Annotated in this window: 10 protein-coding genes; 6 read left to right on the forward strand and 4 right to left on the reverse strand. The window is 75.6% G+C overall.

Annotated elements, in window-relative coordinates:
• Window positions 1-324 precede the first annotated feature (324 nt).
• Together ACFVVL_RS32220 and ACFVVL_RS32225 are read right to left on the reverse strand one after the other, a co-directional pair.
• Window positions 325-1,188: a leucyl/phenylalanyl-tRNA--protein transferase gene (locus tag ACFVVL_RS32220; RefSeq protein ID WP_387681512.1), complete on the reverse strand. Its 864-nt coding sequence runs from the start codon at window positions 1,186-1,188 to the stop codon at window positions 325-327.
• Window positions 1,185-4,661, reverse strand: a complete 3,477-nt coding sequence (locus ACFVVL_RS32225; RefSeq protein ID WP_387681515.1) for an amino acid adenylation domain-containing protein — start codon at window positions 4,659-4,661, stop codon at window positions 1,185-1,187. The genes ACFVVL_RS32220 and ACFVVL_RS32225 overlap by 4 nt, the downstream gene beginning before the upstream one ends.
• Before the next feature lie 123 nt (window positions 4,662-4,784).
• Here ACFVVL_RS32225 and ACFVVL_RS32230 point away from each other — a divergent pair, with 123 nt between their 5' ends.
• On the forward strand, window positions 4,785-7,964 hold the full coding sequence (locus ACFVVL_RS32230) for a putative bifunctional diguanylate cyclase/phosphodiesterase (RefSeq protein ID WP_380291324.1): 3,180 nt from the start codon (window positions 4,785-4,787) through the stop codon (window positions 7,962-7,964).
• Between the two features lie 254 nt (window positions 7,965-8,218).
• On the opposite strand, the gene ACFVVL_RS32235 is transcribed toward ACFVVL_RS32230, so the two are convergent.
• Window positions 8,219-8,824, reverse strand: a complete 606-nt coding sequence (locus tag ACFVVL_RS32235; RefSeq protein ID WP_387681518.1) for a TetR/AcrR family transcriptional regulator — start codon at window positions 8,822-8,824, stop codon at window positions 8,219-8,221.
• A 93-nt stretch (window positions 8,825-8,917) separates the two neighbouring features.
• On the opposite strand from ACFVVL_RS32235, the gene ACFVVL_RS32240 reads away from it, so the two are divergent.
• The 5 genes from ACFVVL_RS32240 (at window position 8,918) to ACFVVL_RS32260 (ending at window position 13,331) form a co-directional block, all read left to right on the forward strand.
• Window positions 8,918-9,955, forward strand: a complete 1,038-nt coding sequence (locus ACFVVL_RS32240; RefSeq protein ID WP_387681521.1) for an aldo/keto reductase — start codon at window positions 8,918-8,920, stop codon at window positions 9,953-9,955.
• A gap of 88 nt (window positions 9,956-10,043) precedes the next feature.
• Window positions 10,044-10,532: a GNAT family N-acetyltransferase gene (locus ACFVVL_RS32245; protein WP_380291330.1), complete on the forward strand. Its 489-nt coding sequence runs from the start codon at window positions 10,044-10,046 to the stop codon at window positions 10,530-10,532.
• A 489-nt stretch (window positions 10,533-11,021) separates the two neighbouring features.
• Window positions 11,022-11,666 (forward strand): hypothetical protein, encoded by a 645-nt coding sequence (locus ACFVVL_RS32250; protein WP_387681524.1) that lies wholly within the window; start codon window positions 11,022-11,024, stop codon window positions 11,664-11,666.
• 155 nt (window positions 11,667-11,821) lie between these two features.
• Window positions 11,822-12,769: a metallophosphoesterase gene (locus tag ACFVVL_RS32255; protein WP_387681527.1), complete on the forward strand. Its 948-nt coding sequence runs from the start codon at window positions 11,822-11,824 to the stop codon at window positions 12,767-12,769.
• Between the two features lie 61 nt (window positions 12,770-12,830).
• Window positions 12,831-13,331 (forward strand): hypothetical protein, encoded by a 501-nt coding sequence (locus tag ACFVVL_RS32260; protein ID WP_387681530.1) that lies wholly within the window; start codon window positions 12,831-12,833, stop codon window positions 13,329-13,331.
• Between the two features lie 202 nt (window positions 13,332-13,533).
• Here the strand turns inward: ACFVVL_RS32260 and ACFVVL_RS32265 are convergent, their stop codons facing one another.
• Window positions 13,534-14,514, reverse strand: coding sequence for a DUF4331 family protein (locus tag ACFVVL_RS32265; RefSeq protein ID WP_380291340.1), 981 nt, complete (start codon window positions 14,512-14,514; stop codon window positions 13,534-13,536).
• Between the last annotated feature and the right edge of the window lie 224 nt (window positions 14,515-14,738).

Here is a 14,738-nt window from a genome sequence, read left to right on the forward strand (position 1 = left end):
GGGCACCGCCACGAACGCCCACACGGACACGGCTCGCGCGGGCGTTCAAGTGATCGATCGCCAGTCTCAGCGGCCCCCGCAGGTACGGCCCACGAGGCCGCGCAGGTGGCCGGCCGTCAAGCCTGGCGGGCGTTGCGATAGGGGCGCCGGTGCGCACGACGGCAGCCGCGCGGGTACGACTCGCGGGCAAGCCGCGGGCGCCCGGCGGGCGCCGCGCCACGAACGCCCACACGGACACGGCTCGCGCGGGCGTTCAGGTGACCGATCGCCAGTCTCAGCGGCCCCCGCAGGTACGGCCCACGAGGCCGCGCAGGTGGCCGGCCGTCAGGCGCGGCGGGCGTTGCGGTAGGGGTGCCGGTGGGCACGATGGCGGCCGTGCGGGTACGGCTCGCGGGGGCGTTCGGGGGCGAGTCGGGCGGCCGGGAGGCGGGTGGTGTCGAGCGGCCGTACCAGCGCGGCGTCCTCGGCGAGCGCCGCGAGGTAGCGGGACCGGGGCTGCGGGGCGGCGCCGAGGGAGCGCACGTGCGGGGAGTCCCACTGGGCGTCCAGCAGCCGGCCGCCGGCGGCGGCGAAGCGGTCGGCGAGGTCGGCCACGGCGACCCGGGCGGCGTCCGGGCGGCGGTGGAACATCGAGTCCAGGCTGAGCACCGGCCCGGAGGCGATCCCGAACACCCCGCCGACCAGTTCCCCGTCCTCCCACACCTCCGCACTGTGGGCCGCGCCGAGCCGGTGCAGACCGGTCAGCGCGGTCTGCAACTCCGGCGTGAGCCAGGGCGGTTCGCGCCCCTCGGCGCAGGCGGCGAGGACCTCCTTGAAGGCCTGGTCGGCGGTGGTCCACCAGTCCAGGCGGTTGCGCAGCAGCCGGGAGAGCTTGCGCCCGAGCCGCACGCCGTCGGCGGCGAGCAGCGGGCGCGGGTCGGGCGACCACCAGGCGAGCGCGTAGGGGTCCGTGCCGTGGTCGGGCCCCGGCAGCAGGGCGACCTCCCCGGCCGCCACCGCCGCCCCGGCGCGGGCCTCGTTGAAGGCGCTCGCGTAGGCGTCGGCGGCGGGCAGCGGGAAGAGCCCGTGCCGGTAGGCGGCCAGCAGCGTCCCGGGGGCGAGGTCGGCGCCGAACGCGGCCGGGCCGTCGGCGGGCGCCCGGGCGACGTCGAGGGCGGCGAAGAGCTCCTCGGGAGCGGTGGCGGTCATCGCAGCGCCTCCAACGGCGAGGCCTCCTGCGGCGGGGCGAGGAAGCCCTCCGCGGTCAGCCGGTCGAGGTAGAAGTCGAGCAGGGCGTCGTCGACGGCGGGGAGTTCCACGCCGCTGCCGGCCAGGGCCTGTTCGGTGTTGGCCCGGTCGAAGCGCGGGAAGGTCGGGCGGAAGTACAGCTCGCTGATGGACAGTGCGGTGCCGGGCACCCGGTCGACGAAGAGCGGCACGAACGGCGTCATCGGGTGGGTGGGGTGCCCGGCGGCGAACCGGACCAGCCCCTGCACCCATGCGGGGTAGGGGACGGGCTCGGCGCGGTGGCCCCGGGCGCGCAGCCGGGCGGCGAGGTCGGCGAGGTCCGCCGGGTGCGGCGAGGTCAGGTGGTAGACCTCGCCGATGGCGGGGGCGTGGGCGACGACGTGGCACAGCGCCCGGCCGAACCGGTCGGCGGGCACGAAGTCGAGCGGCAGCCGGACGTCCGGGTAGCCGCCGCTCTCGGCGATGTACTTGATCAGCGCGCAGATCTCGGTGCCGGTGTTCATCACCCCGGTGCGCAGGTCCCCGGTGACGTCGTTGGTGCGCAGCACGGTGACCGGCAGTCCGCCCGCGGCGGCGTGGTGGAGCAGCTGTTCGGCGACCCACTTGCTCTCGACGTAGCCGACGGCCAGCCGGTCGGGGTGGGCGAGCGGGGTCCGTTCGGCGACTTCGCGCACGCCCGCCGGGCCGAACCCGGCCAGCACGGCGAGGGTGGAGAGGTAGTGGACGGGGATGCCCCGGGAGTGCCCGGCGAGGCGGACCACCTCGCGGGTGCCGGCCACGTTGGCGGCGCGCAGCTGGTGGTAGGGGTAGATGAAGTTGACCTGGCCGCCGAGGTGGTGGATGGCGTCGAGGGTGCCGGCCAGGTGGTCGTAGCGGCGCTGCTCCAGGCCGAGCCGCGGTGCGGCGAGGTCGCCGGTCAGCGGGACGACCGGGCGGTCGGCGAGGTCGTGGCGCAGGTAGCGCTGCTGGGCGGCGCGCAGCCGTTCGAGGGCGTGCTCCTCGTCGGGGGCGCGGACCAGGCAGTGGATGCGGGCGTCGGTGGTGTGCAGCAGGGCGTCCAGCAGGTGGGCGCCGCAGAAGCCGGTGGCGCCGGTGAGCAGGATCTCGGCGGGTTCGGCGCGCGAGGGCGCGGGGCTCCAGGACTGCCGCAGCGGGGTGTCCAGCCGGGCTTCGGCGGCCCAGTCGACGGCGGCCTCGCGCGGTCCGGGGGCGGGCCGGCCCCGGCCGGTGCGGGCGGCGAGGACGGCGGCGGCGAAGGCGCGCAGGGTGGCGTCGCCCAGCAGCGCGCGGGTGAGGGAGCGGATCCGGGTGACGTCGAGGCCGAACATGATCCGGGCCCGGGCGATCATCTCCATGGCGAGCAGGGAGTTGCCGCCGAGCTCGAAGAAGTCGTCCGCGGGGCCGGGCTCCCCGACGCCGAGCAGTTCGGCCCAGAGCTGGGCCACGCCGGCCTCGACAGCGCCGCCGGTCGTGGCGGTGGCGGTGGCGGACGGCGAGCCGTCCGGCGGGGCGTCCGCCCGGGCGGACGGCGCCGGGCCCGGGCCCGGGCCCGGTGCGCCGTCCTCGCGCCGCCGCACCCGGGGCGGGGCGTCCGGCAGCCGGCGGCGGTCGATCTTCCCGGCCGGGGTGAGCGGCATGCTGTCGAGCGGCACGAACGCGGCCGGGACCATGAAGTCCGGCAGCCGTTCGGCGAGGTAGGCGCGGATCCGGCCGCGCCGGGCGCGGGCGCCGGAGGAGGCCCGGTCGGTGAGCGTGTAGTAGGCGGTCAGGACGCGGGCGTCGTCGCTGCCGTCGGCGGCCACCCGCACCTGCCGGACGTCGGGGTGGGCGGCGAGCACGGACTCGACCTCGGCGGGGTCGACGCGGTGACCGCGGACCTTCAGCTGGTCGTCGAAGCGGCCGAGGACCTCCAGGGTGCCGTCGGCCCGCCAGCGCCCGGCGTCGCCGGTGCGGTACATGCGCTCGCCGGGGGCGGGGGCGTAGGGGTCGGGCAGGAAGGCCTCGGCGGTCAGCGCGGGCGCCTTCCAGTAGCCGCGCGCCAGGCCGGGCCCGCCGAGGTGGATCTCCCCCTTCTCCCCGGGCGGCACCGGGCTGAGCCGGGCGTCCAGCACGTGCACCCGCACCCCCGGCAGCGGCCGCCCGATGGGCACCGGCGCGCCGGGCCCGTGCGGGCCGGGGGCGGCCGGCGGGGGCGCGGTGATCTCGCCCAGGGTGGAGGTGACGGCGGCCTCGCTGACCCCGTAGGCGTTGACCAGCCGCACGCCCGGCAGCCGCTCCAGGCAGGCGCGGCAGTCGTCCTCGTGCACGGTGTCCCCGCCGACCACGATCAGCCGCAGCCCTTCGGGGGCGGGCCCGCCGGGCGGGTAGAGCCCGAGCAGGTGGTGCCAGTAGGCGGGCGTGAGGTCGGCGACGGTCAGCCGCAGCCCGCGCATCCGGTCGGCGAGCTCGGTGGGCGCCCAGGTGCGGGCGCCGCCGAGGACGAGCGTGGCCCCGGCGGCCAGGGTCGCGAAGACCTGTTCCAGCGCGGTGTCGAAGCCGAGCGCGGCGAGCTGCAGGACCCGGTCGTGCGGGGTGAGCCGGTAGGCGTCGATCACCCGTTCCAGGGTGAAGGCCAGGGCGCGGTGGGCGACCGGGACGCCCTTGGGGGTGCCGGTGGTGCCCGAGGTGTAGATCAGGTAGGCCAGGTCGTCCGGCCCGCTGACGTCCGGGACCTCGACCGCCGCCCCGGCGCCCTCCCCCGGGGCCACCGTGCGCGCCCCCGGGAAGCGCGTCCCCTGCTCCGCGACGACCAGGTGCGCCCCGCAGTCGGCCACCAGCCGGGCCAGCCGGCGGCGCGGGTGCGCCGGGTCCAGCGGCAGGAAGGCCCCGCCGGCCTTGAGCACGGCGAGCCAGGCGGTCACCAGGTCGGCGCCGCGCTCCAGGCAGACCGGGACGATCCGCTCGGGCCCGGCGCCCAGGGCGCGCAGCACGGCGGCCAGCCGGTCGCTGCGGGCGTCCAGCTCGCCGTAGTCGAGCGCCTCGTCGTCGTCGAGCACGGCGAGGGCGCGCGGGTCGTGCGCGGCGCGGGCCCGGACCAGTCCGTGCACGGTTCCGGTGCCGGTGTGGGCCGCTCGGGTGACGGCGGCCGGTCCCGTCCCCCGCCCGGCCCCGGCCCCGGGCCCGAGTCCGAGCCCGGCGGGGCGCCACTCGCGGTCCACGTAGCCGCGGCACTCCTCGTGCGGAGCGGGCCCGAACACCGTGCGCCAGCCACCCGGGACGGTGAAGTCACCCGGCCAGATCGCATACTGACCGTCCTCGTTGACCAGCACGGCGTGACGTCCGGACCGCGCTCCGGGACGTGCTCCCCGTGCGCTCTCTGCTGCGTCATCCACCGGCTTGACCTCGTGCTGTGGCGGCAGAATGCTGGGAGGTGCGACATTTCCGACTATACGCACTCAAGGCCCATTTCGAACGTCAGACCGGACCTCCCCGGACCGGCTCGGACGCTCGCGAGCCCCTGCCCGGACCCCGCCGCCCGCCCCGGGCGGGTGCGGTGACGCCGAGGAGGAGGTAGCTCGTTGACACGTCGGCGCCAACGCCTGATGGTCTGTTACCTGGTGTGGATGGTGCTGTTCACCGGCATCTACTACGCCAACCCCTCCCAGCGGATCATCTGGTGGACGGGCATCGGCCTGGGCGGCGTCGCCGCCATCGTGGTCGGCGTCCGCCTCAACCGCCCCTCCCACGCCGTCTACTGGTACCTGCTGGCACTCGCCAACCTCAGCTTCACCGCGGGAGAGGTGGTGCAGGTCGTCCAGATGCAGTTCCTGCACCTGGGCAGCCCCTTCCCGTCCGTCGCCGACGGCTTCTACCTCGCCGAGTACCTGCTCTACGCGGCGGGCGTGTTGGGCTTCATCCGCTGGCGGACGGCACATCAGGACCGCGCCAGCCTGCTGGACGCGCTCATCCTCACCATGGGCCTGGCGCTGCTGGTCTGGATCTACCTGATCCTGCCGTACGCCCGGAACCCGGACCTGGACTGGTTCCAGAAGGCCGTCTCGATCGCCTACCCGCTGGGCGACGTGGTCGTGCTCGCCCTGCTGCTGCGCCTGGTCGTGCCGCGCGGCGGGGTCAGCCGTTCGCTGCAGCTGCTCGCCGCCGGAACGGTCGGCCTGCTGGTCTCCGACATCCTCTACGGGCTGATCGTGCTGCACGGCGACTGGCGCATCGGCACCCCCGTGGACCTCGGCTGGGCCGCCTTCTACACCGCCTGGGGCGCCGCCGCCCTGCACCCCTCGATGGTCGAGCTGACCAGGCCCATCCCCAGCCAGCAGCCGGACATCGGCCCCGGCCGGCTCGCCCTGCTGGCCGGCGCCTCGCTGATCGCGCCGACCATCCTGATGATCGAGGCGAGCAACGGGAACACCAGCAACGCCGGGGTCATCGGCGCCTTCTCCGCCGTCCTCTACCTGCTGGTGCTCGCCCGGCTGGCGGTCGTGGTGCGGGCCCGCCGGCAGGCCGTCACCCGGGAGCGCGCGCTGCGCGAGGCCGGCTCGGCGCTCACCTCGGCCGTCACCGTCGAGGAGGTCGCCGACGCCGTCCAGGCCGCCGCCTCCACCCTGATGCCCACCGAGCCCGGCCACGTCGCGCTGCTCGCCGTCACCGAGGGCGGCGTGCTGCACGTGCGGCACGCCGAGCGCGGCGCGGGCCGCCACCACCTCGGCGCCGAGCGCGACTCCGACGAGGTGCTCGCCCTCGCCGCCTACCGGGAGACCACGCTGCTGCCCGTCGAGGACATCGGCACCGAGCTCGCCGCCCGGATCGACGGCATGCCGTCCGCCCTGCTCTGCCCGCTCACCCTCGCCGAGCGACCCTCCGGCGACCCGCTGATCGGCGCGCTCATCGTCACCGGCACCGAGCAGGAGCTGACCAGCCTCTGGGGCTCACTGGAGATCCTCGCCGCCCAGGCCGCCCTCGCCGTCGAGCGCGTCATGCTCAGCCAGGAGATCACCCGGCGTGACAGCGAGGCCTACTTCCGCACCCTGGTGCAGAGCGCCAGCGACGTCATCCTCATCCTCAACGACGACGACTCCGTGCGCTACGCCTCGGCCTCCTCCGCCGGGCGCGTGCTCGGCCACCCCCACCTCGACGGCACCCTGCTCACCGAGCTCGTCCCGCCGGAGGACAGCCGCGCCGTCGGCAAGGCGCTGGCCAGGATGCGCAGCCCCGCCGTCACCGGCGGCACCCGCTCCGGCCTGGACACCCAGCGCGAGCACTGGCGGCTGCTCCGGGCCGACGGCTCCCCGATCGAGGTCGAGGTGCGCTGCAACGACCTGCGCGAGGACCCGACGGTCGGCGGGCTGGTGCTCACCCTGCGTGATGTCACCGAGCAGCGGCAGATGGAGCGCGAGCTCACCCACCGGGCCTTCCACGACTCGCTCACCGGCCTGGCCAACCGGGTGCTCTTCCTCGACCGGGTCGGCCACGCGCTCTCCCGCAGCGAGCGCAGCGGCGCCGTCACCGGGGTGCTCTTCCTCGACCTGGACGACTTCAAGGTGGTCAACGACACCCAGGGCCACGCGATCGGCGACGAGCTGCTGGTCGCCGTCTCGCTGCGGATCTCCACCGCGCTGCGCGCCTCCGACACGGCGGCCCGGCTCGGCGGCGACGAGTTCGCGGTGCTGGTGGAGGACGCCCTGGCGCCGGCCGACGTCGGGGCGATCGCCCAGGGCCTGCTGGCGGCGTTCGCGGAGCCGTTCAGGCTGCGGGCGGGCGCGGTGCGGGTGTCCGCCTCGATCGGGGTGGCGACGACGGAGGACAGCGTGGACGCCACCGAGCTGCTCAGCCACGCCGACCTCGCGCTGTACTCGGCGAAGGCGGCGGGCAAGCGGCAGTGGTGCCTCTACCAGCCGGCCCTGCAGGCCGGGCTGATGGCCCGGCACGAGCTGAACGAGAACCTGGACACCGCGATCGCCGAGTCCGCGTTCCGGCTGTACTACCAGCCGATCGTCGATCTGCAGACGGGGGACCTGGTCGCCTTCGAGGCCCTGGTGCGGTGGCCGCACGACCGGCGCGGCATGGTGCTGCCCGACGAGTTCATCGCCCTCGCCGAGGAGAGCGGCCAGATCGTGCCGCTCGGCGCCTGGGTCCTGGAGCGCGCCGCCCAGGAGGCGGCCGCCTGGCACGCCCTCAGCAGCCCCGCCCGCGCCGCCGCCGGCCTGCCCCCGCTGCGGGTCAACGTCAACGTCTCCGCCCGGCAGTTCCGCGACGCCGGCTTCGTGGACGTGGTGCGCGGGGCCCTCTCCTCCTCCGCCATCCCGCCGGAGTCCCTGGTCCTGGAGCTGACCGAGTCCGTGCTGATGCGCCGCGACGACCGCGTCCGCACCGACATGCGCACCCTCGGCGAACTCGGCGTCGGCATCGCCATCGACGACTTCGGCACCGGCTACTCGTCGCTCTCCTACCTGCGCGAGTTCCCCATCTCCGTCCTGAAGATCGACAAGTCCTTCATCGACGGGCTCGGGCTGTCCCAGCAGCAGTACGCCCTCGTCGAGGGCATCACCCGGATCGCCGACACCCTCGGCGTCCAGGTCATCGCCGAGGGCATCGAGCACCCCGAACAGCGCGACCTCCTCGCCGCCATGGGCTGCCCCCTCGGCCAGGGCTACCTCTTCGCCCACCCCCTCACCCCCGACCAGGCCCGGTCCTTCATCACCCACCACACCACCCCCCTCAACCACCCCTCGGGCACCCCCTAGGCGGCGGCCCGGGCGGCAGCCTCGGCGGCGTGGTGGGCGCCGGGCCCGTCCAACCCCCACACCCCCACCCGGCGCGGCGGCCTCGGCGGCCCGGTGGACAGCGGGCACATGCACTCCCCGAACGGCCCACCCGGCCGACCTCTGGACACCCGCGCGGAAGGCACCCGCCCGGGCGGCGGCCTCGGCAGCCCGGCGGCAACGGGCCCGTCCGACCCCGCACCCCCGCCCCCCCGAACGGCCCGCCCGGCCGGCCTCTAGACACCCACGCGGAAGGCACCCGCCCGGGCGGCGGCCTCGGCGGCGTCGGCGGCCTGGTGGGCGGCGGGTTCGTCGAGGGGGTCCGGGGTGGTGAGCATGCGGTAGTAGAGGGGGGCGGAGACGGCGCGGATGACGTCGGCGGGGTCGGTGCCGGGCGGGAGTTCGCCGCGGTCGACGGCCTCCGTCACGCAGGGCGCCCACTCCTCGACGCGGGCGCGGTAGAAGCGGTGGAGGGCCTCGGCGGCAGCCGGGTCGCAGGTGGCCGCGACCAGGACGGCCCGGAACAGCGCGCCCTGGCGCGGATCGGCCAGGGTGCGCTGGACGAGGCGGGCGTTGGCGCGCAGGTCCTCGCGCAGGGAGCCGGTGCGGGTGCGCGGGAGGGACTGCTCGGCCATGTCGGTGAGGAGGTCGGCGAGCAGCGCACCCACCGAGCCCCAGCGCCGGTAGACGGTGGTGCGCCCGACCTCGGCCCGCCGCGCGATGTCGCCGAGGTCCAGCCCGGCGAAGCCGACCTCGACGAGGGCGTCCTCGGCGGCCTTCAGCACGGCGGTCCGCACGCGCGCCGTCCGGCCGCCCGGTCTCTGCATGCCCGGTGAAGTCATTAACGGGATTCCTGTTCCATTAGCGTCGCCGACAGTGCTAGGGTCGGAGCCATCTTAACGGCACAGAAGTCCCGTTAGCGAAGGGAACCTCCCATGGAGTACCGCCGCCTCGGCGCGTCCGGCCTCACCGTCCCCGCCCTCTCCCTCGGCACCGGCACCTTCGGCGGCCGCGGCCCGCTCTTCGGCGCCTGGGGCACCACCGACGCCGACGACGCCCGCCGCCTGCTCGACATCGCCATCGACGCCGGCGTCACCCTGTTCGACACCGCCGACGTCTACTCCGACGGCGCCTCCGAGGAGGTCCTCGGCCGGGCCGTCAAGGGCCGCCGCGACCAGGTGCTGATCTCCACCAAGGCCGGCCTGCCCACCGGCGACGGCCCCAACGACGCCGGCACCTCCCGCGCCCGCCTGATCACCGCCGTCGACGCCGCCCTGCGCCGCCTGGACACCGACTACCTCGACCTGTTCCAGCTGCACGCCTTCGACGCCGCCACCCCCGTCGAGGAGGTGCTCGCCACCCTCGACGACCTCGTCCGCGCCGGAAAGATCCGCTACACCGGCGTCTCCAACTTCTCCGGCTGGCAGCTGATGAAGTCCCTGGCCGCCGCCGACCGCGACGCCCGCCCCCGCTACGCCGCCCACCAGGTCTACTACTCCCTCGTCGGCCGGGACTACGAGTGGGAGCTGATGCCGCTCGCCCGGGACCAGGGCGTCGGCGCCCTGGTCTGGAGCCCGCTCGGCTGGGGCCGCCTCACCGGGAAGATCCGCCGCGGCGCCCCGCTCCCGGCCGGCAGCCGCCTGCACGACACCGCCGACTACGGCCCGCCCGTCGACGACGAGCTGCTCCACGACGTGGTGGACGCGCTGGACGCGGTCGCCGAGGAGACCGGCCGCACCGTCCCCCAGGTGGCGATCAACTGGCTGCTGCGCCGCCCGACCGTCTCCTCGGTGATCATCGGCGCCCGCAACGAGGAGCAGCTGCGCCAGAACCTCGGCGCCGTGGGCTGGGAGCTGACGGCCGAGCAGGTCGCCCGCCTGGACGCCGCCAGCCTGCGCACCGCGCCGTACCCCTACTTCCCGTACCGCCGCCAGGAGGCCTTCGCCCGCCTCAACCCCCCGCTCGCGGGCTGAGGCGCGGCCGAGGCGCGGCCGGGGTCCGGCCGGGGTCCGGCCCTAAACCGGTTGTCGGCGCAGGCCCCGGCAGGGCATCGTCTCCGCCATGATCGAACTGCGTGAACTGACGTCCGACGACTGGCCGCTCTGGCGCGAGCTGCGGCTGGCCGCCCTGGCCGAGGCGCCGTACGCCTTCGGCTCCACGCTCGCCGACTGGCAGGGCGAGGGCGACCGCGAGGAGCGCTGGCGCTCGCGGCTGGAGATCCCCGGCGCCCTGGACCTGGTCGCCCTCGTGGACGGCGAGCCCGCCGCGATGGCGACCGGGGTGCCGGCGGACGGGTACGCCGAGCTGATCTCGATGTGGGTCGGGCCGGCGGCGCGCGGCCGGGGCGTCGGGGCCCGGCTGATCGGGGAGATCGGGACGTGGGCCGCCGGGCGCGGCTTCCCGTCGCTGCGCCTCGCCGTGATGCCGCACAACGCGCACGCCCGCGCCCTCTACGAGCGCACCGGCTTCACCGACACCGGCGAGCCGGGCGACCTGCTGCCCGACGGCGTGAGCCGCGAGATCGTCATGGCCAAGCCCCTGCCGGCCTGATCAGCGGTCCCCCGCCGCCCCCACGGCCCCCACCGCCCCCGGCGTCCACTGGTACACGGTGAACGACCTGACCTCGTCCGCGCGGCCCCACGCCCCGCACTCCGTGAACCCCGGGTACCCGCACCCGGCGGCGGGCGCAGCGGACCCGGCGGGCGCGACGAACCCCTCGGCGGACCCCGCATCGGCCGCATCGGACGCCGCGGACGCGCCAGACGCGCCGGACGCGGCGGACGCAGCGGACGCGGCGGACGCCGTGGCGGTGAGGACGGACAGGGCCGCCCTGGTCATCGCGGAGCCCCGCGGCGGCCGGAAGGGCTGCGTCGTTTCGCTCATGCCGCCAGCTTCCCCGCGGCCGCCGCGCGGCCGCCCGCACTTCCGGCGGCGTTCACCCGATCAACGGACCGTCGGGACAGCGGACTTGACGCCTCCGGGGCGGCCCCGCCGGCGCCGGTGACGGATGGTGTCGGCGGGGCCCGTTAGCCTCCGGGGATGGCGAACTCCTCATATCTGTGTGCCACCGACGTGGCCTCCCTCTACCCCTCCAGCCAGGTGTCCGGCTTCGACGCGCAGGGCGGCGTCGTCGCCCACGACGTCTCCGGCGTCCCACTGCTCTGGCTCGCGCTGTTCCGCCCCGCCGACCTGGTGACCGCCGTGTTCACGCTCGACGAGGACGACCTCGACGACGACGAGGACCCGCAGGTGGAGGCCACCGCACCACTGGTGGCCAAGGACCGCGCACTCGCCCGGCTCGACGCCGCGCTGCCGGTGCTGAACGCGCTCTTCGCCGACGAGGGCCCGCTCGACGCGCACGTCGCGCTGCTGCGGCAGGCGGTGGAGAAGGCGCCGGGCGCGTTCCTCACCGTCGAACTGGAGGAGATCGAGGCGGTGTGGGAGGACGAGGACGGCTTCCAGCCGGCCCTGCGCACCGCGCTGGCCTGCTTCGACGGCGAGGCGGACCCGACGGAGGGCCGCGCCCGGCTGGTCGAGCTGTCGCGGGTGCGGACCGGCCGCCCGTTCCCCGGCGTCCGGCTGCTCCTCGACGGCCTGGAGGCGGACGACGACGACTACTGGAACCTGGTGCGGCTGCTCGGCACACGCTTCATCAGCGACGTGCCCTGGGAGCCGGCGGGCTGATCCGGCGGGCCGATCCGGAGGGCCGATTCGGCGAGCCGCAAGGAAGTGGTCGGCAGGAGTTAACACAACTGCCACATGGCAGTTCTGCCACTTCCCTAACGTCGGTGGGGCCCGACCACGGACCCGGGGCCGGGCCCCCCAGAGTGAGGCCTCGCATGAACCACGACGACACCATCGGCATCGTCCAGATCTCCGACACCCACTTCCGGGCCGGCTCCGGCGCCCGGTCGTTCGTCGCCCACGAGCCCGACGAGGGCCTCGCGGCGGTGCTCGCCGACGCGGCCGGCGCGATCGCGGACGCCGCGCTGGTGGTCGCCACCGGTGACCTCGCGGACCTCGGCGAGCCCGGCGCCTACGAGCGGCTGGGCACGGCACTGGACGCCCTGCCCACCCCCGTCTACTGCCTGGGCGGCAACCACGACCGGCACGACCCGATGCAGGCCTGCCTGCCCCGCCCCAACGTGCACGTCGAGCCCGCCGTGCGGGTCGGCAACTGGCTGATGCTGCTCCTGGACACCAACGCCCACGGCCGCGAGGCCACCGACGCCGGGGACGGCACCTACCGCGACCTCGACGACCGGGTGCACCGGGCCGCCCAGCCCGGCCTCACCCCGGTCGAGGAGCAGCGCGCCCGCGCCGTCCTGACCGCCACCGGGGCCGAGCACGTCTTCCTCTGGCTCCACCAGCCGCCGCTGCCGCAGACCGCCCCGGACACCGACAGCTACCGCGAACTCATCCAGCTGGTGCGGGACTTCCCGAAGATCCGGGCGATCGGCGGGGGCCACCTGCACGGTGACCTCTCCGGCGAGTTCGAGGGCCGCCCGGTGTACGTCTGCCCGTCCAGCTTCATGAGCATCGACATGCCGAACGGCCGCTTCGACGGCCCCGGCTACCGCACCTACCGGCTCCACCCCGACGGCCGCGTCGAGACCGAGGTCCACACCGTCCCCGGTGCCCTGACCGACGCCATGCGCGGCGCCTCCCTGCCGCCCTTCCTCAGCGACATGATGACCGGCCGGATCACCGGCCGGGAGCTCAACGCCCTCAGCGACGAGGAGTTCGAGGCCCGCTACGGCGAGCGCCGCCCGCTGTCCCACGCCTGACCCACCCGGGCCACCGGGGGTAGGGTCGGGCCCGGTGGCCGTCGCGGGGAGGGGGCGGGGGTTGGAACTTCTCCGGACCTGGGAGCTGGTCGCGGCGCCGCCCGACGGCGTGCCCGCGGCGCTGACCGAACCGTGTGCCCGGGTCGGGCGGGACCTGTCGGCCTTCACCGGGACGCTTCCGCCCGGCACCCGCTGGACGCTCGCCGCGGAGCGGCCGGTCGTGCGGCTCGGACTGTGCGCGCCGGGGCTGGAGTTCGGCCGGAGCGTCGACACGGCCCTGCCGCCCGGGGAGCTGACCGTGCGGGTGGCCGAACTCGTGCAGGACCACCTCACCGGCTTCGCGTTCCTCCAGTGGCCCGCCTGCCCCGGTCACTCCCACCCCCTGCTGCCGGCCGCCGGGGGGCTCCCGCCCGGCGGCCACTGGCGCTGCCGCTCCACGGGTGCGGACGTCGCGGCGATCGGCGGGCCGGGGTTGTCGGCCCGGGGGGGGGGACGGCGGGGGGTGACGGGCCGCGCCCATGAGTTTCGGCCTTGCCGTGCGGGAGGGCGAGCGGCCCGCTGATCCACTTCCCGATCCGCTGGAGCCGGGTGGAGGAGACGGCCGTCTTCGCGGCGCAGGCGGCCTCGTCGCTGGGCCCCGCCGCCGGGCCCCGTCGCCGGGCCTCGTCCGCCACGACCCGCAGTCCCGGCGCCGGCTGCCCCGAGGCGCCCCGACCGCACGGAGTGGGAAGTCGGCGGATCCGACTCCCCACTCCGCCCGCCGGCTACCCCGCCGGCGGGTACGGGTGCGGGTGGCCGAGGTGGGGGAAGGCCGGGAGGAGATCGGTGTGCGGCGGGATGTGGTCGCTGGTGACCTTGCCGCCGGAGACCATGGTGAGGCGGACGGACGTCACGTCGTCCGTCAGGGTGCGCCCGTTGGGGTAGACGGCGGGCCGGGAGCGGTCGTAGCGGAGGATGTCGGGCAGGACGAGCTTCAGCGTCTCGGTGGCGGCGTCGGTGGTGTAGTCGCCGGTGTGCTGGAGGACGGCCGTCCACGGCTCGTGGTACTTGTCCCAGTCGTCGGCCGGCTCCCCGGCGTTGTACGTGTCCTTGACCTCCTCCGCGTTGAAGTACGCGGTGAGGGAGGGGTGGGCGCCGCGGTCGACGGAGATCAGCTGCCCGTCCTGGTGCAGGCTGACCCGCGCCCACACGCCGATCTCCGGCTCGGGGCCGAGATCGGCGTCCGGCACTTCGAGGGCGATGCCGAACACGTTGGCCTGCGCCATCGCGTCCCTGCCGGTCCAGGTGAAGTCGTTGACGATCCCTTCGAGGTCGGCGAAGAAGGGGTCGCTGCGCAGCCCCACCGAGAGCTGGTAGCCGCCGTAGGGCGAGGAGACCACGTGCGGCGCGTCGCCGAAGGCCACCGGCGCGTCGGCGAAGACGACCTCCCCCAGGGCCTCGTGCCGCTGCGCGGCCTCGCCGGTCGCACGGCGGACGGTGACGCTCTGGGCGCCGCCGAGGGGCGCGGAGAAGGTGAACGAGTACGCGACGTCGGCGCGGTCGTCGCCGTCGTTGTCGATGTTGATGCGGTAGACGGCGTCCGGGTGGAACTCCGCGCCGCCGGTGGGGGCGTACGGGTTCACGTTCATGATGAGGACGGTGCGGCCCGGGGCGCCGGAGGCGGGGAAGGCGAAGAGGTCGGTGAGGTCGAGCCGGGCATCGCCGCGCGGGGAGCGGAGGTTCGGTCCGCTGAGGTGATGGGACATGGCGGTACAGCTACCAGGGCGCCCCGCACCCGGTCGGGAGGACACCCGTACACCCGGCGTGGGGGGCGCCCCGGGGGGGCGGGCGCCCCCCCCCCGGGGCGGGGGCGCCGGGGGGGGGCGGGGGGGGGGCGCCCCCCCCCCGGGGGGGGGGGGGGGGGGGGGAACTGCGCGGGGAGGACGTACTGCATTTGCAGTACATGTCGTCCGATTGAACGGTAGTACGG

The sequence above is a fragment of the Kitasatospora sp. NPDC058115 genome, from assembly GCF_042884635.1.
In the GTDB taxonomy this organism is placed as follows: domain Bacteria; phylum Actinomycetota; class Actinomycetes; order Streptomycetales; family Streptomycetaceae; genus Kitasatospora.